Consider the following 21,424-nt stretch of genomic DNA (forward strand, 5'->3'; position numbering starts at 1 on the left):
CGGTTCGTCCACATTTTTAGGCGATTAAGCTGACAGAAATGCGGAACCGGCTATGATGAAATCATTAGAGCATAAGATGTTAGTGAGGGGCAAAGAGTGAAATTGACGCGCAAGCCGTTTGAGCCTGGTCAGTCGACCCGCGGAGCCAAGACCGCCTTCTTCGTCGCACTCGGCGTGTCCACGGCGCTGGCCGTGACTACGCATCCCAGTGACAGCGCGACCGCCGCACCGGCGCCCGGCACGCGCACGGCCGCCCAGGTCTACACGCCGGCTCCCGCCCCGGTCTCGCCACAGGAAGCGACCGCCCAGCGGATCCTCGAGGCGCGCGTCTCCTCGATCGGCCGCGAGTTCAACGGCGATGTCGGCATCGCGGTCAAGGATATCCAGACCGGCTACGTCACCCATTATGACGGGGCGTCGCACTTCCCGCAGCAGAGCGTCAGCAAGTTCTGGGTGTCGCTGACCGCGCTCGACAAGCAGGACCGCGGCGAACTCGACCTCTCCGTCCCGGTCACCGTGCGCAAGTCCGATCTCACCTTGTTCAACCAGCCGATCGCCGGCCGGATCGGAGCCAACGGCTACGACACCACGCTGGCGAACCTGCTCCAGACGGCGATGCAGAAGAGCGACAACACCGCCAACGATTTCGTGCTGCGCCGTGCCGGCGGGCCGGACGCCGTGCGCGCCTTTCTCACCCGCAAGGGGATAGACGGCATCCGCTTCGGCCCGGGCGAGCGCCTGATGCAGAGCGCGATTGCCGGCATCAGCTGGAACCCCGCTTTCTCGACCGGCAACGGCTTCTACGCCGCGCGCTCGGCCGTGCCGCAGGACGTCCGCCGCGCCGCCTTCAACCGCTACGTATCGGACCCGGTCGACGGCGCGACCCCGGTGGGCGTCGTCAACGCGTTGGCGCGTCTCAAGAAGGGCGAGCTGCTTTCGCCGGCTTCGACCGCCCGCATCCTGTCGATCATGTCGAACACCACCACCGGTCCGCAGCGGCTGAAGGGCGGCCTCGCCCCCGGCTGGTCGCTGGCACACAAGACCGGCACCGGCCAGGTGCTCGGCCCGGTCCAGTCCGGCTACAACGACATCGGCATCGTCACCTCGCCCGACGGCAAGTCCTATTCGGTGGCCGTGATGATCCGCCAGACCTCGGCGCCGATCGTCCAGCGCATGCAGATGATGCAGAGCGTCACCCGCGCCGTCATCGACTATGACCGCAATGTCGGCGGCTACGGCGTGGCCGCCGCCGCCGGCGGATATACCGGCACCCGCAAATAAGCTTGGCCCCTGCGCCGCCGTACCCATAAGGTGCGGCGGCCATGGCCCGTCCCCAGTCCCCCGATTACGACAAGCGCCGCGACGCGATCGTCGCCGCCGCCTCCCATCTCTACGCGCGCCAGGGCTTCCAGGGCGCGTCGGTGTCCGACCTCGCCAAGGCCTGCGGCGCCTCCAAGTCGCTCGTCTATCATTATTTCCCGTCGAAGGAGGACATCCTCCACGAGGTCATGGCCTCGCACCTCGAGCTGCTCGTCGATGCCGCCGAGGACGTGCTGCGGCTAAGCGCGCTCGGGCCGCGCGACCGGCTCCATGCGCTCGCTTTGGCCTTCATGCAGCTCTATGCCGACGCGGCCGACAGCCACAAAGTGCTGCTTAACGAACTCGACAATTTGCCGCCCGAGCGGCGCGGCGACGTCGTCGCCAAGCAGCGCCGCATCATTGCCATCGTCGAGGAGCAGATCCGCGAGATCCGCCCCGACACCGCCCCCCTCGCCTTTCCGCTGACGATGCTGTTCTTCGGCATGATCAACTGGACGCACACATGGTTTCGCGCCGACGGCGCGGTCACGCCCGAAGGCCTCGCCGACATGGCGGTGGACCTGATGCTGGACGGTCTCGCCGGCGTTCAGGCGTCGTAGTCGAGCTCGACGCCCTCGCCCTTCGGCACTGACTGGCAAGTCAGCACGTAACCGGCGGCGATCTCCTCGTCGCTGAGGCCGTAGCGCGCCGCCATCTCGACCTCGCCCGAAACGACGCGGGCGCGGCACGTGGCGCAGACGCCGGCCTTGCACGCATAAGGCGCGGGCAGGCCCGAGGCACGGGCGCTGTCGAGAATGTTGCCGGCGGCGGCATCGAAGGCGACGCGGCGCTTGCGGCCGTCCAGAGTCACCAGCATCGTCAGCCCCTGCGCTTCTTGCTGCAGCGCCTGTATCTGCGCCGCCAGCGCCCCCGACGGTCGGTCGGCGGTGAAGCGTTCGATGTGGATCTTGTGCTTGTCGACGCCCTTGCCGAGCAGGGCTGCCTCGACCGCGTCCATCATCGGGCCGGGGCCGCAGATGAAGAAGGAATCCACCTCCGCCGGCTCGACCAGCTCGGTCAGGATCAGGTCGCATTTGGCGCGATCGAGCATGCCGTTGAACAGCTCGATATCCTCGGCCTCGTCGGACAGGAAATGGTGGACTTGAAGCCGGCCCATGAAGCGGTTCTTGAGCCCCGCCAGCTCCTCCAGGAAGATCACCGACGAGCTGTCGCGATTGCCGTAGAAGAGCGTGAACCGGCTGTCCGGCTCGGTCGTCAGCGCCGTCTTCAGCAGCGACAGGACCGGGGTGATGCCCGAGCCGCCGGCGAAGCCGACATAATGATTGCGCGCCCCGGGCGCGAACTCCCAGGTGAAGCTGCCGTGCGGCGCCATCACGTCGAGCGCGTCGCCGGGCTTCAGATTGTCGTTGGCCCAGTTGGAGAAGAGTCCGCCGGCGATGCGCTTCACCGTCACCTTGAGCTCGCCGTCCTGCGGGGCGACGCAGAGCGAATAGTTGCGCCGCACTTCCTCGCCGCCGATCTCGGCGCGCAGCGTCAAATGCTGCCCCGGCGCGAAATGGAAGGTCTCCTTGAGCTCCTCGGGAACGTCGAAGCGAATCGACGTGGCGTCGCTCGTCTCGGGAACCATCTCGGCGATCTTGAGCGTGTGGAAGCTGACGGACATTCAGTCTCTCAATGACATTTGAACAGGTCGAACGGCTCGAGGCAGTCGCGGCAACGCCATTGCGCCTTGCACGGGGTCGATCCGAAGCGGCTGATTTCCTCGGTCTCGGTCGAGCCGCATTGCGGACAGGCCACGTCGCGCTGGCCCGCGGGAACCGGCGGCGCGATGCCGTAGGCGAGCAGTTTCTCGCGGCCAGCCGCGCTGATCCAGTCGGTGGTCCAGGGCGGGGCCAGAACCGTGTCGATGCGGACATGGCGATAGCCGGCGGCGTCCAGCGCGTCGCGAATGTCGCGCTCGATCACCTGTGTCGCCGGACAGCCGGTATAGGTCGGCGTGATCGTCACCCGCTCGTCCGAAACCTCACGGACGATGCCGAGATCGACCACCGACACGACCGGTATCTCCGGATCGGGCACGGTTTCGAGCACGGCCCAGAGCCGCTCGGTCAGATCGTCGGCTTTGCGGACGGCTACCATGTCGCGTCCGGATAGGCCCGCGGCAGGAACTGCATCGTGCCGAGGATATGGCCGAGATGCTCGCTGTGATGGCCCTTGCGGCCGCCGAGGATCGGGCGCTGGTCGTGCGGGAGCGTGAGCGTCGCTTCCTCGACCACGGCGCGAACCTTGCGATCGAAATCGCCGCGGAACGCCGCAAGATCGGCGCCGACGCCGTTCGCGGCCATGTCGGCGGCGACCGCGTCCATCTCAAAGAGTTCAGGCACGAAGCGCCACATCCAGTCGAGCCCGTCCTGCATGCGCGTGCGGCTCTCGTCGGTGCCGTCGCCGAGACGGATCACCCACTCGGCGCTCAATTCCTCGTGATAGGCGACCTCCTTCACCGCCTTGGCGGCGATCGCGGCGATCGTCTCGTCGGTCGAGGCCACGAGGTGGTCGAACAGCATCTTCTGCCAGGTCGAGAACAGGAACTGGCGCGCCATCGTCTGCGCGAAATCGCCATTGGGCTGCTCGACCAGCAGGCAGTTGCGGAAATCGAGCACGTCGCGGTGGAAGGCGAGCTTGTCGCCGTCGCGGCCCTTCCCTTCCAGCGCCCCGGCATGGCCGAGAAACAGGGTGGCCTGGCCGATCAGGTCGAGCGCCATGTTGGCGAGGCTGAGATCGACCTCGACGCTGGGTGCGTGCCCGGTCCACTCGCCGAGCCGCTGGCCGAGGATCAGGCTGTCGTCGCCGAGGCGCAGCACATAATCGACCAAAGCATCGCGGCCGGCATCGGCGGCGGGCGCGTCGAACGCGCCTTCGCCTTGCGCGCCCGTCGGCAGGTCGATCGGAGGAAGCGAGGCCATCATATGTGCGAGATGCCCTCGGGGATGTTGTAGAAGGTCGGGTGACGGTAGATCTTGTCCTGCGCCGGCTCGAACATCGGCCCGTCCTCGGCCGGATCGGAGGCGGTGATCGAGGCCGAGGGCACGACCCACAGGCTCACGCCCTCCATCCGCCGCGTATAGGTGTCGCGCGCGTGGCGCACCGCAATCTCGGCGTCGGGCGCATGGACGCTGCCGACGTGACGATGGGAAAGCCCGCCCTTCGAACGGACGAACACTTCCCACAAGGGCCAATCTTTGCTCACGCCGCTTTCCTCTTCGCGTCCTGCTTGGCGGCGTAGGCGGCTGCGGCCTCGCGCACCCAGGCATTCGTCTCCCACGCCTCGCGGCGCGCCTTCATCCGCTCCTTCGCGACCGGGCCTTCGCCCTTCACCACCGCGTAGAATTCGGCCCAGTCGATTTCGCCGAAATCATAGCCGTCCTTCTCCGCATTCCACCTGAGGTCGGCATCGGGGATGGTGAGGCCGATCGCGTCTGCCTGCGGCACGGTGATGTCGACGAACTTCTGCCGGAGCTCGTCGTTCGTGTCGCGCTTGATCCGCCAGCGCATCGACTGCGCCGTATTGGGGCTGTCGGCGTCGGGCGGGCCGAACATCATCAGGCTCGGCCACCACCAGCGATTGAGCGCGTCCTGCGCCATGCGCTTCTGCGCGGCCGTGCCGGCGGCGAGATGCATCATGATCTCGTAGCCCTGGCGCTGGTGGAAGCTCTCCTCCTTGCAGACGCGAACCATGGCGCGTGCATAGGGGCCGTAGGAGGTGCGCTGCAGCGGCACCTGGTTCATGATCGCGGCACCGTCGACCAGCCAGCCGATCGCGCCCATGTCCGCCCAGGTGACCGTCGGATAGTTGAAGATTGTGCTGTACTTGGCCTTGCCGGAGTGGAGCGCCTCGATCATCTCTTCGCGGCTCGTGCCGAGCGTCTCGGCGGCCGAATAGAGATAGAGGCCGTGGCCCGCCTCGTCCTGCACCTTGGCGAGCAGGATCGCTTTGCGCCGCAGCGAGGGCGCGCGCGTGATCCAGTTGCCCTCGGGCAGCATGCCGACGATCTCGCTATGCGCGTGCTGCGATATCTGGCGGGTGAGCGTGCGGCGATAGGCCTCGGGCATCCAGTCCTTGGGCTCGATGAATTCGTCGGCGGCCACGCGCGCCTCGAAAGCGGCGAGCTTTTCCGGATCCTCGGTCGAGGAAATCTGGGCCGTCTTCTGCAATTCGGTCGTGTACATGGCTAACTCCCTCGCCGGCTTTTATCATTAGCCGACCGATCGGTCAATTAATTACACCCGCTCGATCACCATCGCGATGCCCTGGCCGACGCCAATGCACATCGTGCACAAAGCGTAACGCCCACCGTTGCGCTGCAGCTCCTCGGTCGCGGTCAATGCGAGGCGGGCGCCGGACATGCCGAGCGGGTGGCCCAGCGCGATCGCGCCGCCGTTCGGGTTGACGCGGGAATCGTCGTCGGCGACGCCGAGCTGGCGCAGCACGGCGAGCCCCTGCGCGGCAAAAGCCTCGTTCAGTTCGATCACGTCCATGTCGGCGAGCTTGAGGCCGAGCCGATCGAGCAGCTTGGTCGAGGCCGGGGCGGGACCGATGCCCATGATGCGCGGCGGCACGCCGGCGACGGCAGCGCCGAGAATGCGGGCGCGCGGCGTCAGGCCGTTGCGCTTGGCCGCTTCCTCGCTGGCGACGATCATCGCCGCCGCGCCGTCATTGACGCCCGAGGCATTACCGGCCGTGACGGTGCCGTCGGCGCGGACGATCGGACGCAATCTGGCCAGCGCCTCGACACTGGTCGTGCGCGGATGCTCGTCGCGATCGACCATCACCGGGTCGCCCTTGCGCTGCGGAATCGTGACGGCGACGATCTCGGCAGCGAGTCGGCCATTTTCCTGCGCCCGGCTGGCCTTCTCCTGGCTGCGCACGGCGAAGGCGTCCTGGTCCTCGCGGCCGATCTGGAAGTCCTGGGCGACATTCTCGGCCGTCGACGGCATCGTGTCGTCGCCATAAGCGTCGCGCATCTTGGGGTTGACGAAGCGCCAGCCGATCGTCGTGTCGTACATCTCGGCGTTGCGGTCGAAGGCCGAGGTCGCCTTGGCCATCACGAACGGCGCGCGGCTCATGCTCTCCGATCCCCCCGCGATCAGCAGGTCCGCCTCGCTGCCGCGGATCACCCGCGCCGCCATCGCCACGGCGTCCATGCCCGAGCCGCACAGGCGGTTGAGCGTGACGCCGCCCGAGGCGTCGGGAAGACCGGCGAGCAGACCCGCCATGCGCGCAAGGTTGCGATTGTCCTCGCCGGCCTGATTGGCGCAGCCATAGATGACGTCGTCGAGCTGCGCCCAGTCGATGCCCGGATTGCGCTCGATCAGCGCCTTGATCGGAACCGCGGCAAGATCGTCGGCGCGGACATGGGCAAGGCTGCCGCCATAGCGGCCGATCGGCGTCCGTACCGCGTCGCAGATGAAGGCTTCGGTCATTCTGGGTCTCCGGTTTCGATCACTTGGCCGCCGACGCTGCGGGAATAGCCCTGGAATTCGGCGATGGCACGGCCGTCGTCGGTTCGCACCGCTACGTTGTAAACGCCGTTGCGGCCGACAAGTGACGCCTCCTGCGCCTCGGCGACGAGCACATCGCCCTCGCGCGCGGCATCGAGGTAGATCATCGAGGCCTGCGCGCCGACGGTGCGGGTGTTGCGGCCGTTGCAGGCGTAGGCGAACGCAGTGTCGGCGAGCGCGAAGGTCATGCCGCCATGGGTGCTGCCGTGGCCGTTCAGCATGTCGCGGCGCACGCGCATCCGGATGCGCGCATAGCCGACCCGCACTTCCTCTATCTCGATGCCCCATGCGGCCTCGGCGGCGTCCTTGCCGAGCATGTCGAAAGCGATCTTTTCGGCGAGTTCGTCAGCGGTCACGGATGCTCTCTTGGGTTTCCCGACCAATCGGTCTATTAACTCCTCCATGGCTTACGAAACGATCGACTTCAAGAGCGAGGACGGCATCGCCCGCCTCACCCTCAACCGCCCGGACCGGCTGAACAGCTTCACCGTCCAGATGCACGAAGAAGTCCGGGACGCGCTCGACCGAATCGGAGATGCGCGCGTGCTTGTGCTGACCGGCGCCGGCCGCGGCTTCTGCGCGGGCCAGGATCTGAATGACCGCGCCGTGGCGCCGGGCGCGCAGGTCGATCTCGGCGAGTCGGTCGAGAAATATTATAACCCGCTGATCCGCCGCCTGACCGGCCTGCCGCTGCCGGTGGTCGCGCGGGTCAACGGAGTCGCGGCCGGCGCGGGCGCCAACATCGCCTTCGCCTGCGACATCGTGATCGCGGCGAAATCGGCCAAGTTCATCCAGTCCTTCGCCAATATCGGCCTGATCCCGGACAGCGGCGGCACCTGGGTGCTGCCGCGCCTCGTCGGCCAGGCTCGCGCCCTCGGCCTGGCGCTCACCGCCGAACCGCTGCCCGCGGACAAGGCGGCCGAATGGGGCCTGATCTGGAAGGCGGTCGACGACGACGCGCTCGACGCCGAGGTGGACGCGCTCGCGAGCCGCTTCGCTACGGCCCCGACCAAGGGCCTCGCCGCGATCAAGACAATGATCCGCGAAAGCTGGTCGCACAGCCTCGACGAGGAGCTGGACCTGCAGCGCGACGCGATGCGCGCGCTCGGCTTCAGCGACGATTATCGCGAAGGCGTCGCCGCCTTCATGGAAAAGCGCACACCGAAATTCACCGGGCAGTGAGCATCAACCCGTTCGGCCTGAGCCTGTCGAAGGCCGTTCCTTCTTTGAAGGCGGGGAAAAAGCAACTGGAGGGCTTCGACAGGCTCAGCCCGAACGGCTTTGGGACACGAACATGAAAACGATCAATCTCTTGAACTACGCCAAGGACGGCTGGGTCGCGGCCTCGGGCAATCTGGCCGAGGTGCACAGCGCCGTTAGCGGCGAGCTCGTCGCCACCACCGGCAGCGAGGGTCTCGATTTCAAGGCGATGCTCGATCACGCCCGCAATGTCGGCGGGCCCGCGCTGCGCAAGATGACCTTCCACGAGCGCGCCTGGATGCTGAAGGATCTCGCCAACGCGATCATGGCGCGCAAGGAGGAGCTCTACGAACTCAATTACGAGACGGGGGCGACCCGCACCGACGGCTGGATCGACATCGAGGGCGGCGCCGGCACGCTCTTCTCCTTCTCGTCCAAGGGCCGCCGCGAGCTGCCCAACCAGTGCATCCTGATCGACGGCCAGATGGAGCCATTGTCCAAGACCGGCAGCTTTGTCGGCCAGCACGTCTACACGTCGCTGCAGGGCGTCGCCGTCCATATCAACGCGTTCAACTTCCCGGTCTGGGGCATGCTCGAGAAGCTCGCCCCCACCCTCCTCGCCGGCGTTCCCGCGGTCGTGAAGCCCGCCTCCTCGACCGGCTATCTCGCCGAGCATGCCGTCCGCATCATGATCGAGGCCAATATCCTGCCGCCCGGCGCGCTGCAGCTGATCATGGGCGGGGTCGGCGACCTGCTCGACCATTTGACGCTGCAGGACGTCGTGAGCTTCACCGGCTCGGCTCAGACCGCGATGAAGCTGCAGGCGCACCCGGTGATGGCACGCGAGTCGGTGCGGTTCATCGCCGAGCGCGACAGCCTCAACGCCTCGATCCTCGGCCCGGACGCTGCCCCCGGCACGCCCGAATTCGACCTGTTCATCAAGGAGGTCGCGCGCGAGATGACGGTGAAGGCGGGGCAGAAATGCACCGCCATCCGCCGCGCGATGGCGCCGGCCGAGCATCTCGACGCCGTCCAGGAGGCGCTCAGCCAACGCCTGGCCAAGGTGAAGATCGGCGACCCGCGCGAGGAAGGCGTCACGATGGGGGCCCTCGCCAGCCGCGCGCAGCTCCGCGCCGTGCGCGACGCCGTCGCCGAACTCTCCAAGTCGGCCCGCATCGTCTCGGGCGATCCCGATCGCGCGCCGGTCGCCGGCGAAGGCGCCTTCATCACGCCGATCCTGCTCCGCTCCGACGATCCCTGGGGCTCGCCCGAGATCCACGACGTCGAAGCGTTCGGACCGGTCTCGACGATCATGCCCTACAAGGACCTGGACGACGCCATCGCGCTCGCCAATCGCGGCATGGGCAGCCTCGCTCTGTCGCTGTTCACCTTCGATCCCAAGGTCGCCGAGGAATTCGTGCTCGGCGCCGGCGCCTATCACGGCCGCATGCTCATTCTCGACCGCACCAGCGCCAAGGAATCGACCGGCCACGGTTCGCCCCTCCCCGTCCTCGTCCATGGCGGCCCCGGCCGCGCCGGCGGCGGCGAGGAACTGGGCGGCATCCGCGGCGTCACCCACTATATGCAGCGCACCGCGCTCCAGGGCGGCCCCGCCTTGCTCTCCGGCATCGTCAAGCAGTGGCTGCCCGGCGCGCCCAAGCCGGAAGGCGAGCTCCATCCGTTCCGCAAGCGCATTTCGGAGCTGGAGATCGGCTACACGCTCAAGACCGCAAGCCGCACGGTCACGCTCGAAGACGTCGAGCATTTCGCCCACTTCACCGGCGACATCTTCTACGCCCACATGGACGAGGAAGCGGCCAAGGCGAGCCCGATCTTCGAAGGCCGCGTCGCCCACGGCTATTTGATCCTCTCCTTCGCCGCCGGCCTGTTCGTGGACGCGGCGCCCGGACCGGTGCTTGCCAATACGGGCCTCGAGAATCTGCGCTTCCAGACGCCGCTCTACCCGGGCGACTCGATGCGCGTGGAATTGACCGTCAAGTCGAAGAGCGTGCGCGACGCGGAGAAGGGCGAGGTCCGCTGGGCGGTCTACGTCTTCAACCAGAAAGACGAGGTCGTCGCGACCTACGACCTCCTCACCATGAACACGCCGTAGAGGCCGCATGAACGCCAGCTAACTGAACCGGGCCTAACAAGCCGGTTCAGGAGCGGCTCAATGCGACTCGGCTCTAAGGGGCTCAGCCAAGGACGGCCACGGTCGTTCGCTGAAGCGTCCAAGGAGATCAGTTATGCGTAATATCATTCTCGCCGCGTCGGCCCTGACATTGGCCGTCCCCGCACTGCCGAGCGCCGCGCTGGCGCACCAGACGGGCTACAGCCATTCGCACCGCGGCCAGCATCAGTCCTCCTACCGCGGCTACCGCCAGGATGTCTGCAAGAAGGGCAGCGGCACGACCGGTCTCGTGGTCGGCGGCGCTGCCGGGGCTCTCGCCGGCCGGGCGATCGACACCCGCGGCGAGCGCGCCACCGGCACCATCCTCGGTGCGGCCGTCGGCGCTCTGCTCGGCCGCCATGTCGACCGCAACGTCGTCAGCAAGAAGTGCCGCTACTAAGTTTCGTAAGCGTAGCTTTGCGTAGAGAAACGCCCCGGCCTTGCGGCCGGGGCGTTTTTTTTTCGCCGTCAGATCGGCAGCATTCCGAAATAAGCGAGAACCGCCACTACCGCGATCAGCAGGGCGATCGCGGCGATGATTCCGCCGCCGCCGCCACGCTCGACGATCACGGTTTCCTTCTCAACGACTCCGTCACGACGCTCTTCCATGATGCACCTCTGTGTTTGTTACAGGGGTGGAACGCAGACGGGGATCGCGCTGTTCCTTAAATCTAGCCAATCTCCATCGTCGTTGCGAGCGAAGCGAAGCTGCGCTCCCCGCAATGACGGGGAGCTCAGTCGAGCGGCCAGGTTTCCAGCACCTCGACGAAGCGGCTGAGCCAGGCATTGGTCTGGTGGCCGTCGACGACGCGGTGGTCGATGGTGAGGCTCACATAGGCCAAAGGCCGGATCTGGATCGCATCGATCCCGCCGACTTCGCGCACGACCACGCGCTTCTCCAGCTTGCCCACGCCGAGGATCGCCGATTGCGGCTGGGCGATGATGATCGGCGAGGCGAACAGGGAGCCCGACACGCCGTGGTTCGAAATGGTGAAGGTGCCGCCCTTCACATCCTGGCTGCCGAGCTTTTCGGCGCGGGCCTTCTCGATCAGCGCGTCGAGCCCGGCGGCGATGCCCTGCAGCGACAGGGCCTGCACCTTGCGCAGCACCGGAACGATCAGCCCCTTCTCGCCCAGCGCCGTGCCGACGCCGATATTGACGTCGCCGAAAATCTCGAGCCGGTCGTCGTGCCAGCGGCTGTTGATCGCGGGCGCGACCTTCATCGCCTCGGCCGCCGCGGCGGCGATGTAGGCGGTATAAGTGAGCTTCGCGCCGGTCTTGGCGAAGACATCCTTGTGGCGCGCGCGATGGGCCATGATCGCGCTGAAATCCGCCTCGAACATGGCGGTGACGTGCGGCGCCACCGTGACCGAGTTCAGCATATTCTCGGCAATGCGCAGCCGCATGCGGTCGTGGGGCACGCTGTGCGAGGCTATCGACGAGTCGCTCGGCGGCGCCGAAGGCGCCCCGCGCGCAGCGGCGGCCGGCTGGACCCTGGTGGCCTGTTCCACCGCCTTGTCGACATCAGCACGGGTGATGCGGCCGTCGCGGCCGGTCCCCTCGATGAGGCTTGGATCGATATCGTGCTGAAGAAGCGCGCGCTTCACCGCCGGCGACAGGCGCAGGTCGGGATCGTGACGGGGCCGCTCGGCCGCGGATGCCGGGGTCGCGGTGCGCGGGCTATCCGGCTCATGGCCGATCACCTCGGCGAGCGGCGCGATCCGGGCGAGCACGGCGCCTGGGGCGGCCTCGTCGTCGCTGTGCAGCAATATCTCGCGCAGCACGCCGGACGCCGGCGCCGGGACCTCCACGGCGACCTTGTCAGTCTCGAGCTCGACCAACGGATCATTGACCTCGACGCGGTCGCCGACCGCCTTCAGCCACGCCCGCACCGCCGCCTTGGTGCCCTCCTGTTCGACCGGGACGATGACGTCGATCATGCTCAGAACCCCACCAACTGGTCGATCTTGGCCCGGATACGCGCGACCGAGGGGACCGCCCAGTCGAGCAGCACCGGATTATGCGGGCTCGGGATATCGGGCATGGTCAGGCGCGAGACCGGCGCGTCGAGATCCATGAACGCTTCGTCGGCGACCACGGCCGCAATCTCCGCGCCGAAGCCGCCGGTCTGGAGATCCTCGTGGACGATCAGGCAGCGGCGCGTGCGGCGGACCGACTCCAACACCATCTCGCGGTCCCACGGCATCAGAGTGCGCAGATCGATCACGTCGGCGGAGAAGTCCTTTGCCGCCTCCTCGCAGCGAGGCACCATCGCCCCCCAGGTCACGATCGTGATGTCGCTGCCCTCGCGCGTCTTCTTCGCCTTCCCGAACGGCAGGACATAATCGTCCCCCGGATAGGGGCGGCGCGCCCAGACGTCGTCGAGCATCGCGCGATGCTCGAAGAAGACGACCGGATCGTTGCCGCGCAGGCCGGTGCGGAGCAGGCCGACCGCATCCTCGGCATTGCTCGGCACCGCAACCTTCCAGCCCGGATTGTGGACGAACTGGACCTCGTTGGTCTGGCTGTGCCACGGGTCGCCGCACTTGAAGAAGCCGCCCGGGATGCGCAGCACCATCGGCGCGGCGAAACGGTTGTGGGTGCGCCAGCGCATCGTGCCGCAATCGTTGATCTGCTCGAGCGCGGGCTCGGCATATTTGCGGAATTGGATTTCGGGCACCGGCATCAGGCCGGCCATCGCCATGCCGACGGCGCGGCCGACAATGCCTTCTTCCGACAGGCTGGTGTCGAACACGCGCTCGATGCCGAACTTGTCCTGGAGGCCGAGCGTCACCGCGTGGACGCCGCCCTTGGGGCCGATATCCTCGCCGAACAGAAGGACCCGCGGGTTGATCGCGAGCTCGTGGTCGAGCGTCCGGCGGATCGCGGTCACCATGTTGATGCGCTTGCCCTCGGGGTTCGGGTGCTCGGTCGACGCCGGCGCCACGTAGCCGTGCGTCCACTGGCCGCCGATCTGCTGCATCTCGCCTTCGTAGAAGACGTTGGCGAGGACCGTCTCGGGATCGGCCACACCGCGCGCCTCGGCGATCTCGCGCGCTGTCTCAACCGCGGCCGCGGCCTCGGCGGCGATCCTGTCCCACTCGGCTTCGTCCAGCAGGGAGCCGACCAGATAGGATTTCAATTTGGGCAGAGGATCGCGCGCCCATTCGGAGGCGACGAATTCCTCGCTCTTATAGGTCTGGGTGTCCTGGAAGCTGTGGCCCTGGAGCCGCGGAACCGTCAGCCGCAGCAAGGCCGGCCCATTGCGCCCGCGGACATGGTCGGTCGCCTCGCGCAGCAGCCGCGCCGCCTCGGCCGGCTCGGTGCCGTCGCCCGAGAAGACCTGGAGACCGGTGAAGCTTTCGAGATTGCGGGCAATGTTGCCGCCCGGAGTCTGGTAGGTCGAGGGGACCGAGATGCCGTATTGATTGTCCTCGATGTAGAAGAGCATCGGCAGCTTCTGCGTCGTCGCGATCGTCAGCGCCGCCCAGAAGCCGTTGGTCGCAACCGAGGCGTCGCCGCCCAGCACGACCGCCATCGCGTCGTCATAAGACGCGTCGCCGAGCACGGTCCGGTAATATTCGATCGCCTGCGCCCAGCCGGCGGTCGGCGTATATTGCGCGCCGACGCCGCCCGACATCGGCAGCGCCGGGGCGCCGTTCGGGTTCGGATAGTTGAACACGACGCCGATGTCGCGGCCGTCCGAATAGCCGCCGGCGCGGCCCATCGCCGAGCCGAGCGCATCCTCGAGCGGCACGCCGAGCGAGAGCAGCAGGGGCCGCGAGCGATAATAGCCGCAGGCCGCGTCCTTGGGCCGATCGAGCCGCGAGCCGAGCAGGATCTGGGCCATGTCGTGCCCGCGCGCCGAGAATTGGTAGAGCACCTTCTTCTCGGGAACGAGAGTCTCTTCCTCGAGCTTGTCGAGCGCGCGGGACAGCTGGAGGAGGTAGGCGACCTTCCTCCAGTCGTAATCCGGATCGGGCGAGTTCCCCCTGGTCCTCGGTGCCATCGCCAGATCTTCGGCCATAAATTACTCCGGAAGGCGCGCCGCCACGGCGGCCGCGAAACGGTCGACATTCTCGTCGGACAGGCCGGCGACGTTGAACCGCCCCGAACCGGCCATGTAGATCGCATCCTTCTCGCGCAGGTCGGCGACCTGTTCGGGCGACAGGGGCAGCATCGAGAACATGCCGTTCTGCTGGTCGACATAAGCAAGGCGCGGATCGAAGGCGGCAATGCGGGCGCGCAGGTGGCGGATGCGGGCGAGCATCTCGTCCAGCTCGGCGCGCCAGTCGGCGGCGAGTTCGGGCGTGTCGAGCACGGTGCGGACGACAGCGGCGCCGTGATCGGGCGGCATCGACCAGCTGGTGCGCGCCATCACCGCGAGATTGCCGAGGATGACCTTGGCCTGCTCGGCATTGCTGCCCTTCACGAACAGGGATCCGGTGCGCTCGCGATAGAGGCCGAAATTCTTGTCGTTGCTGTGCGCGACCAGGGCCTGGTCGGCCGCGTCGACGACCAGGCGCATGCCGGCCGCGTCGGCCTCGAGCCCGTTGCCGAGGCCCTGGTAAGCGAGGTCGACCAAGGGAACGAGGCCGCGGCGCGACACGATGTCGGCCAGCGCCTTCCACTCGTCGAGGCTGAGATCGGCGCCGGTCGGATTGTGGCAGCAGCCGTGGACGAGGACGATGTCTCCCGCGCGCGTCTCTTCGAGCGCGGCCATCATGCGATCGAACAGGACGGCCTTCTTGGCCTTGTCGTAATAAGGATAATCGACGAACGGCACGCCGGCGCTGCCGATCAGCGGGGTGTGGTTCGGCCAGGTCGGCTGGCCGACGAAGATGCGCGCATCCGAGCCGGTCGCCTTGATGAGTTCCGCGCCGAGGCGCAGCGCGCCGCAGCCGCCGGGCGTCTGCAGGCCGACGATGCGGTCGTCGCGGGCACGCTCGGGGCCGAAGGCCATTTCCTTGATCAAGGCGACGAAGCGGACGTCGCCTTCCGAGCCGAGATAGGCCTTGGTTTCCTGCGTATCGAGCAGGATCTTCTCGGCAGCCTTCACCGCGCGCAGGATCGGCGTATTGCCGGCCGCGTCCTTATAGACGCCGACGCCGAGATCCATTTTCTCCGGCCGCGGATCGGCATTGACCAGGCCGATGATCGCCAGCAGCGCGTCCGCGGGCTGCGCCTTCAGGCTGTCGAACAGATTGGGCTTGGTATCCAGGATCAGCGTGTCGGTCATTTCGGTTCCTCTGCGCCCGCCAAACGCGGGGTTCGGCAGGCGAATACAACTATCGCACACTCGTTCCAAATGCGTATCAATCTAGTGCCACTCGGCAATGGAATTGAAACGCCTGTTTCGTTACAATGATACCTATGAAAGAAACGGATCAGCTAGACGCAATCGACCGGCGAATCGTCCGCGAGCTGCAACGCGACGCCAGCCTCAGCCACGCCGCCCTGGCCGAGAAGGTGGGCGCGTCCGCGGCCTCGGTCTGGCGACGGGTCCGGGCCCTCGAAAAGGCGGGCGTGCTCGGCAAGACCGTCCGCCTCGCCGACGCCAGCCTGCTCGACCGCTCGGTCAACGTGCTCTGCCAGATCCGCATGACCCGGCAGACGATCGAGGCGCGCGCCGAATTCGAGGAGTTCATCCGCGCCCGCGAGGAGATCGTCGAGTGCTACGCCATGTCGGGCGAATGGGACTATCTGCTGCGCATCTCGGTCCGCGACGTCGCCGACTATGACCGCTTCGTGATGCGCGGCGTCCTCGCCCACCCGTCGGTCGCCCACGCCGCATCGAACTTCGCGCTCCGCCAAGTCAAATACACGACGGAAATCCCGGTCTAGCACTATTCGAAACAAGAGTGACGGCGCGCATTCATAACGCTAGTGTTCCGATTGCAGTATGCTTGGGGGGGACCATGACGCTGAAGCTTATGAGTTTCATGTCACTCATCGCGTCGACGTCGGTCGTCCACGCTGCGGCATCCGATGGCGTCGCGCCGACCGGCAAATGGACCGTCAATTTCCGCGACGCCCAATGTGTCGCGACGCGCGCCTATGGCAGCGAGAAGAAGCCGCTATTCCTGGCTCTCAAGGCGCCTGCCGTCGGCGATGTCATGCAGATTGCGGTGATGCAGCAATCCTATGGCATGGGCGCAAGCCAGGTCGAGGCCGACATACGCTTCGACCGGCTGTCTCCGGTCCAGACGACGATGCTGACGTTCAATTCGGACGACAGGAAACTGCGCGTGCACCTGCTCAACATGCCGGCCGCCGACTTCGTGCCGGCGCGCGGTGCGCAGACGCTGACGGTCAGCGCCACCGACTTCCGCGAGCAATTCGCCCTGACGCTCATGGACCCGCTCTTGCAAGTGATGGAGCGATGCGTCGCCGACCTTCGCCAGGCCTGGAACGCCGACGAGGGCCAAGGCGGGCAGGCCCCGGGCGGCACTCGCGCCAGCGGAAATCTGAGAAACATCTTCAAATCGTCGGATTATCCGGATTTGCCGCTCCATAACGAACAAACCGGTACCGTTCGCGTGGCAGCCCTGATCGACGAAATGGGCCGCGTGGCCGATTGCACGATCCTGGAAACCAGCGGCTGGGCCATGCTCGACGGGCAGAGCTGCGCGATCATCAAGGCACGCGCCATCTTCACCCCGGCGCGCGATCCCGACGGGAAGCCCGTCAAGGACGCCGTCATTCGCAGCGTCACCTGGAGACTGCGAGAGGGTTGAGCCACGCCGACGCCGGAAGAGCCCCATATGCGGGCTGACGGAACCCTCCCCTTCGCCGCGGATTGAATCGGCCGCGAAGCGAACGGGAGACGGACGATGGCCGCGCGGCCTTATTGGAAGGGACAGATCAGGCTGGCGCTGGTCTCGATCCCGGTCGAGATCTATTCGGCGACCAAGAGCGGCGCCACCATCGCCTTCAACCAGATCCACGAGCCGACCGGCAAGCGCATCAAATATGAGAAGGTCGTGCCTGGGATAGGCCCGGTCGATGCGGACGAGATCGTCAAAGGCTACCAATATGAGAAGGGCAGCTACGTGCTCCTCGACGACGAGGAGTTGGAAGCGGTCAAGCTCGAGAGCAAGAAGACCCTCGAGCTCACCCAGTTCGTGGACCAGCACGAGATCGACCCGCTTTATTACGAGAAGCCTTATTATGTCGTGCCGGCCGACGACCTTGCCGAGGAGGCGTTCGTCGTCCTGCGCGAGGCGCTGCGCGAAACCAAGAAGGTCGGGCTGGGCCAGCTCGCCATGCGCGGCCGCGAATATATCGTCAGCCTGAAGCCGTGCGGCCGCGGCATATTGATGGAGACTCTGCGCTACGCCGACGAGGTCAACAAGGCGCAGGGCTATTTCCGCGACATCGACGACATCAAGCCCGACCCCGAGCTGCTCGATCTGGCCGAGACCCTGATCGAGAAGAAGACTTCCAAGTTCGATCCCGAAAAATTCCACGATCGCTATATCGACGCGCTCCACGAGCTCATCGAGAAGAAGCGCAAGGGCAAAACCATCACCGCCGAAGAGGAGGAAGCGCCCGCCCGCGGCTCCAACGTGATCGACCTGATGGCGGCGCTCAAGAAATCGATCGAGAAGCCCGGAGCCGGCGGCGCTGGCGACAAGCCCAAGAAAGCGGCCGCGAAGGCCGGGGCCAAGCCCGCCGTCAAGAAAGCGCCCGCCAAGGCGGCTCCGGTCAAGGCCGCTCCGGCGCGCAAGCGGGCTTGACGCATGGCGAAAAAGGCCGACGCGCTCGCCGCCTACAACAAGAAACGGGATTTCTCGAAAACGGCCGAACCCAAGGGCGGCTACGACACCCTCCCCTGGGGCGACGGCAACGGCTTCATCGTCCAGAAGCACGACGCGACCCGCCTCCATTACGATTTCCGGCTCGAAATGGAGGGCACGCTCAAGAGCTGGGCGGTGACGCGCGGCCCGAGCCTCGATCCCGACGACAAAAGGCTGTCCGTCCGCACCGAGGACCACCCCCTCTCCTACGCCACGTTCGAGGGCACGATCCCCAAAGGCCAATATGGCGGCGGCACGGTGATGCTGTGGGACCGCGGCACCTGGACCCCCGACCCGCGCAAGGACCCGCGCAAGACGATCGAGGAAGGCCATCTCCACTTCACGCTCGATGGCGAGCGAATGAAGGGCGAATGGGTGATGTTCCGCCTCAAGCCGCGCGGCAACGAGAAGAACGAGAACTGGATCCTGCGCAAGGTCGAGGACGACCAGGCGGGCAGTTCGACCGGGCTCACTGAGAAATTTCTGACCAGCATCAAGACCGGCCGGACGATGAACGAGATCGCCGAGGGCAAGAAGGCGAAAGAGCTGACGACGTTCCAGAAGAGCCTGAAGACAAAAGTGGCGCGCTCTCCGGCCAAGGGCATCCCGGCGAAGGCCGGGATCTCAGCAAAGGATCGCACCAAGCCTTCCCGAGGCCCCGGCCTCCGCCGGGGCAACGGCAAGCCCCCCGCCTTCCGCGAGCCGCAGAAGGCGACCTTGGTCGACAATGTTCCGTCCGGCTCGGCCTGGATCCACGAGATGAAATATGACGGCTATCGGTGCCTGCTCGGGATCAGCGGCGGCGAGGCCAAGGTCTACACCCGATCCGGCCTCGACTGGTCCGACAAATTCCCCGAGATCGTCGAGGCCGCGCGCACGCTCGACTGCGGCAGCGCCTTGCTCGACGGCGAGATCGTCAAGCTCGACGACCAGGGCAATACCGGCTTCTCAGCGCTGCAGCAGGCGATCAGCGAAGGCGGCCGCGGCCTCAGCCTGTTTCTGTTCGACGCGCTCGAGCTCAATGGCGAGGAACTCGCCTCGCTTCCCAATATCGAGCGCAAACAGCGCCTTGCCTCGCTGCTCGGCGACGGTCGCCCGCCCCTCATCCTTTATGCGGAGCATATCGTCGGCCAGGGCGAGAAATTGTTCGACGCGATGTGCGACGCCGGTCAGGAAGGCATCATCTCGAAGAAGGCCGACGCTCCCTATCGCGGCGCGCGCACCAAGGCTTGGCTCAAGGTCAAATGCACGCGCCGGCAGGAGTTCGTGATCGTCGGCTGGCTGCCGAGCGAGGCCAAGGCGCGCGGGATAAGATCGCTGCTGCTGGCGGTGAACGAGGGCGGCAAGCTGCGCTATGCCGGCAAGGTCGGCACCGGCTTCAACATGCAGACGCTCCAGGATCTGTCCGCGCGCTTCGCCAAGCTCGAGGCGAAAAAGGCTGCGCTCGAGGTGCCCCGCGCCGAGGCCCGCGGCGCGCGCTGGCTGAAGCCCGAACTGGTCGCCGAGATCGCGTTCGCCGAATTCACCGCCGACAAGGTGGTCCGCCACGCCAGCTTCCTCGGCCTGCGCTCGGACAAGAAGCCGGACGACGTCGTCGAGGAGAAGCCGCAGCCGCTGCCGAAAGCCGCGACCGCCCCCGCTGCGGATGCGGTGAAGATCAGCAATCCGGACCGGGTGATCTTCCCGGATTCGAGCGTCACCAAGGGCCAGCTCGCCGATTATTACCGCGCCATCGGATCGATCATGCTGCCCTGGGCCGCCGACCGGCCCATCAGCCTCGTCCGCTGCCCGCAGGGCCGGGCCAAAAAGTGCTTCTTCCAGAAGCATGACGCCGGCACGTTCGGCGAGCATGTCATGCAGGTTCCGATCCTCGAGAAGAACGGCGCCACCGAGGATTATATCTACGTCGCCGATCTGGCCGGGCTGCTGACCTGCGTGCAGATGGGCACGATCGAGTTTCACGGCTGGGGCTCGCGTGTCGCCGACGTCGAGAAGCCGGACCGGATCGTGTTCGACCTCGATCCCGACGAGGGGCTCGGCTTCGACGAAGTGCGCCGCGCCGCGCGCGACCTCAAGGGCTTCCTTGCCGACATGGGCCTGCAGACCTTCCCGATGCTGACCGGGGGCAAGGGCGTGCATGTTATCGTGCCGCTGATGCCCGAGGCGGAATGGCCCGAAGTGCGCGATTTCGCCCAGCGTTTCTGCGTCGCCTTGGCCACCGCCGAGCCCGAGCGCTTCACCGCCAATCTCGCCAAGGCGCGGCGCAAGGGCCGCATCTTCCTCGATTATCTGCGCAACCAGCGCGGCGCGACCGCGGTCATGCCTTATTCCGCGCGCGCCCGCGCCGGCGCGCCGGTCGCCGCTCCGATTACCTGGGAGGAACTGGACGATTATGAGAGCGGCGCACGCTACTCGGTGCTCGACAGCGATCTGCTGCTCGAACGCACTTCAAGCCGCGCCCTCCAGGGCTGGGGCGAGGCTGCGCAGACTCTCCCGGACGTCTAGGCGCCTTTCACCCGGGACATCCAATGCTGCGGTGGCCGGCCGAACCGGCGCCGGAATGCGTGGCTGAGCGCGGTCGCGTCCGAATAACCGGCGGCCTCAGCGACGGAGGACACCGATGCCCCCTGCTCCAGCGCCGCGACCGCCCGCTCCAGCCGGAGCGCGCGGTGATAGGCGATCGGCGACTGGCCGAAGGCGAGGCGGAAATAGCGAGCGAGGTGGAATTGGGAGAGCCCGGCCACCTGCGCCAGTTCGGCGAGCGGCACGGCGCGGCTGTCGCAGGCGTGGAGATGGTCGCGGGCGCGTTCCAGCTTCTGATAGAGCGCGCGGCGGGTCGATGCCTTGGCGGCCTTCAGCGATTCGATCGCGACGCGGCTCTCTGCAAGCGGCTCCGCCACTGCCGCTTCCACTCGCGCCACCAGCGCCGGCGCGAGGATCGGCCCGAGCTCCGGCCGTCCGGCAATCATGTGGCCATAATGGGCGAGCACGCGGCCCATCGCGCTCGTCCGGCTGGAAAGCACCAGCGCCCGAGCACCGGATCGTGTCCGTGCGCCAGCGCCCTGTCGTCGCGCCCGGCCGCGGGGGCGATCAGCAGGCACAGGCCGATTGTCTCCTCGCGATTGATCGCATGGCACTCGGTGCCGGCATCGAGATAGAGAAACTGACCCGGCTCGACCCGCACGGTGCGGCCGTCAATCTCGTAATATTCGGCCCCCTGCATCACCAGCTTGAGCGAGGGTGCAGGCGCCGCGATCCGGCACGTCGTCGGAGCAAGGCGCGAGAGCACGACCTTGCCGGCGGTCGGCGGCGTCGCTTCCGCGTCGTTGGCACGGTCCATAAGCCTGAACATCGCCGTCATGCTCGCCTCCCCACC

General features: G+C 66.7%; 22 protein-coding genes. 9 read left to right on the top strand and 13 right to left on the bottom strand.

Features of this window, described 5'->3' with window-relative positions; all coding sequences use genetic code 11:
* Positions 1 to 96 precede the first annotated feature (96 nt).
* Positions 97 to 1,281 carry a class A beta-lactamase gene (gene bla, locus SH591_RS03330; RefSeq protein ID WP_324750514.1) on the top strand — a complete coding sequence of 395 codons (1,185 nt, stop codon included), beginning with the start codon at positions 97 to 99 and terminating at the stop codon, positions 1,279 to 1,281.
* Positions 1,282 to 1,322: 41 nt separating this feature from the next.
* A complete protein-coding gene (locus SH591_RS03335; RefSeq protein ID WP_322830839.1) occupies positions 1,323 to 1,919 on the top strand; it encodes a TetR/AcrR family transcriptional regulator in 597 nt (198 codons plus the stop codon).
* Here the strand turns inward: SH591_RS03335 and paaE are convergent.
* From paaE to paaI, 7 genes are read right to left on the bottom strand one after another with little or no spacing between them, the layout of a single operon-like run.
* Positions 1,907 to 2,983 carry a 1,2-phenylacetyl-CoA epoxidase subunit PaaE gene (paaE, locus tag SH591_RS03340; RefSeq protein WP_324750515.1) on the bottom strand — a complete coding sequence of 359 codons (1,077 nt, stop codon included), beginning with the start codon at positions 2,981 to 2,983 and terminating at the stop codon, positions 1,907 to 1,909. The two genes, SH591_RS03335 and paaE, sit on opposite strands and share 13 nt — an antisense overlap.
* 8 nt (positions 2,984 to 2,991) lie before the next feature.
* Positions 2,992 to 3,459, bottom strand: a complete 468-nt coding sequence (paaD, locus tag SH591_RS03345; protein ID WP_324750516.1) for a 1,2-phenylacetyl-CoA epoxidase subunit PaaD — start codon at positions 3,457 to 3,459, stop codon at positions 2,992 to 2,994.
* Positions 3,453 to 4,286 (bottom strand): 1,2-phenylacetyl-CoA epoxidase subunit PaaC, encoded by an 834-nt coding sequence (paaC, locus tag SH591_RS03350; RefSeq protein ID WP_324750517.1) that lies wholly within the window; start codon positions 4,284 to 4,286, stop codon positions 3,453 to 3,455. Before paaC ends, paaD begins: the two co-directional genes overlap by 7 nt.
* Positions 4,283 to 4,567, bottom strand: coding sequence for a 1,2-phenylacetyl-CoA epoxidase subunit PaaB (paaB, locus tag SH591_RS03355; RefSeq protein ID WP_322830843.1), 285 nt, complete (start codon positions 4,565 to 4,567; stop codon positions 4,283 to 4,285). Before paaB ends, paaC begins: the two co-directional genes overlap by 4 nt.
* Complete coding sequence (gene paaA, locus SH591_RS03360) at positions 4,564 to 5,547, bottom strand: 1,2-phenylacetyl-CoA epoxidase subunit PaaA (protein WP_324750518.1); 984 nt, start codon at positions 5,545 to 5,547, stop codon at positions 4,564 to 4,566. The genes paaB and paaA overlap by 4 nt, the downstream gene beginning before the upstream one ends.
* A gap of 51 nt (positions 5,548 to 5,598) precedes the next feature.
* A complete protein-coding gene (gene pcaF, locus SH591_RS03365) occupies positions 5,599 to 6,801 on the bottom strand; it encodes a 3-oxoadipyl-CoA thiolase (RefSeq protein WP_324750519.1) in 1,203 nt (400 codons plus the stop codon).
* The gene (paaI, locus tag SH591_RS03370) at positions 6,798 to 7,235 is read right to left on the bottom strand and encodes a hydroxyphenylacetyl-CoA thioesterase PaaI (RefSeq protein WP_324750521.1); all 438 of its coding nucleotides are present in this window, start codon (positions 7,233 to 7,235) and stop codon (positions 6,798 to 6,800) included. Before paaI ends, pcaF begins: the two co-directional genes overlap by 4 nt.
* Positions 7,236 to 7,281: 46 nt before the next feature.
* Here paaI and paaG point away from each other — a divergent pair, with 46 nt between their 5' ends.
* The 3 genes from paaG (at position 7,282) to SH591_RS03385 (ending at position 10,649) form a co-directional block, all read left to right on the top strand.
* A complete protein-coding gene (gene paaG, locus SH591_RS03375) occupies positions 7,282 to 8,061 on the top strand; it encodes a 2-(1,2-epoxy-1,2-dihydrophenyl)acetyl-CoA isomerase PaaG (RefSeq protein WP_324750522.1) in 780 nt (259 codons plus the stop codon).
* A gap of 112 nt (positions 8,062 to 8,173) precedes the next feature.
* Complete coding sequence (gene paaZ, locus SH591_RS03380; RefSeq protein WP_324750523.1) at positions 8,174 to 10,192, top strand: phenylacetic acid degradation bifunctional protein PaaZ; 2,019 nt, start codon at positions 8,174 to 8,176, stop codon at positions 10,190 to 10,192.
* Positions 10,193 to 10,325: 133 nt separating this feature from the next.
* Entirely contained in the window at positions 10,326 to 10,649 is a 324-nt protein-coding gene (locus SH591_RS03385; RefSeq protein ID WP_322830849.1) for a glycine zipper 2TM domain-containing protein, read from the top strand.
* 68 nt (positions 10,650 to 10,717) lie between these two features.
* Here the strand turns inward: SH591_RS03385 and SH591_RS03390 are convergent, their stop codons facing one another.
* The 4 genes from SH591_RS03390 to SH591_RS03405 form a co-directional block, all read right to left on the bottom strand.
* Positions 10,718 to 10,858 carry a hypothetical protein gene (locus tag SH591_RS03390; protein ID WP_322830850.1) on the bottom strand — a complete coding sequence of 47 codons (141 nt, stop codon included), beginning with the start codon at positions 10,856 to 10,858 and terminating at the stop codon, positions 10,718 to 10,720.
* Between the two features lie 125 nt (positions 10,859 to 10,983).
* Complete coding sequence (locus tag SH591_RS03395; RefSeq protein ID WP_324750524.1) at positions 10,984 to 12,189, bottom strand: dihydrolipoamide acetyltransferase family protein; 1,206 nt, start codon at positions 12,187 to 12,189, stop codon at positions 10,984 to 10,986.
* 2 nt (positions 12,190 to 12,191) lie between these two features.
* Positions 12,192 to 14,276, bottom strand: coding sequence for an alpha-ketoacid dehydrogenase subunit alpha/beta (locus SH591_RS03400; RefSeq protein WP_324750525.1), 2,085 nt, complete (start codon positions 14,274 to 14,276; stop codon positions 12,192 to 12,194).
* Between the two features lie 3 nt (positions 14,277 to 14,279).
* Entirely contained in the window at positions 14,280 to 15,488 is a 1,209-nt protein-coding gene (locus tag SH591_RS03405) for an amino acid aminotransferase (protein WP_324750526.1), read from the bottom strand.
* A gap of 134 nt (positions 15,489 to 15,622) precedes the next feature.
* On the opposite strand from SH591_RS03405, the gene SH591_RS03410 reads away from it, so the two are divergent.
* From SH591_RS03410 to ligD, 4 genes are all read left to right on the top strand, one after another.
* The gene (locus SH591_RS03410) at positions 15,623 to 16,093 is read left to right on the top strand and encodes an Lrp/AsnC family transcriptional regulator (protein WP_324750527.1); all 471 of its coding nucleotides are present in this window, start codon (positions 15,623 to 15,625) and stop codon (positions 16,091 to 16,093) included.
* Between the two features lie 17 nt (positions 16,094 to 16,110).
* On the top strand, positions 16,111 to 16,986 hold the full coding sequence (locus SH591_RS03415; protein WP_324750528.1) for an energy transducer TonB: 876 nt from the start codon (positions 16,111 to 16,113) through the stop codon (positions 16,984 to 16,986).
* Between the two features lie 96 nt (positions 16,987 to 17,082).
* Positions 17,083 to 17,988 carry a non-homologous end joining protein Ku gene (gene ku / locus SH591_RS03420; RefSeq protein WP_324750529.1) on the top strand — a complete coding sequence of 302 codons (906 nt, stop codon included), beginning with the start codon at positions 17,083 to 17,085 and terminating at the stop codon, positions 17,986 to 17,988.
* A 3-nt stretch (positions 17,989 to 17,991) separates the two neighbouring features.
* Positions 17,992 to 20,553: a DNA ligase D gene (ligD, locus tag SH591_RS03425; RefSeq protein WP_324750530.1), complete on the top strand. Its 2,562-nt coding sequence runs from the start codon at positions 17,992 to 17,994 to the stop codon at positions 20,551 to 20,553.
* Here ligD and SH591_RS03430 read toward each other — a convergent pair.
* Positions 20,550 to 21,047, bottom strand: a complete 498-nt coding sequence (locus SH591_RS03430) for an AraC family transcriptional regulator (RefSeq protein ID WP_324750531.1) — start codon at positions 21,045 to 21,047, stop codon at positions 20,550 to 20,552. The genes ligD and SH591_RS03430 overlap by 4 nt on opposite strands.
* Positions 21,014 to 21,409, bottom strand: a complete 396-nt coding sequence (locus SH591_RS03435; RefSeq protein ID WP_324750532.1) for a hypothetical protein — start codon at positions 21,407 to 21,409, stop codon at positions 21,014 to 21,016. Before SH591_RS03435 ends, SH591_RS03430 begins: the two co-directional genes overlap by 34 nt.
* Positions 21,410 to 21,424 lie beyond the last annotated feature (15 nt).

The organism is Sphingomonas sp. LY54 (genome assembly GCF_035594035.1).
In the GTDB taxonomy this organism is placed as follows: Bacteria; Pseudomonadota; Alphaproteobacteria; order Sphingomonadales; family Sphingomonadaceae; genus Allosphingosinicella.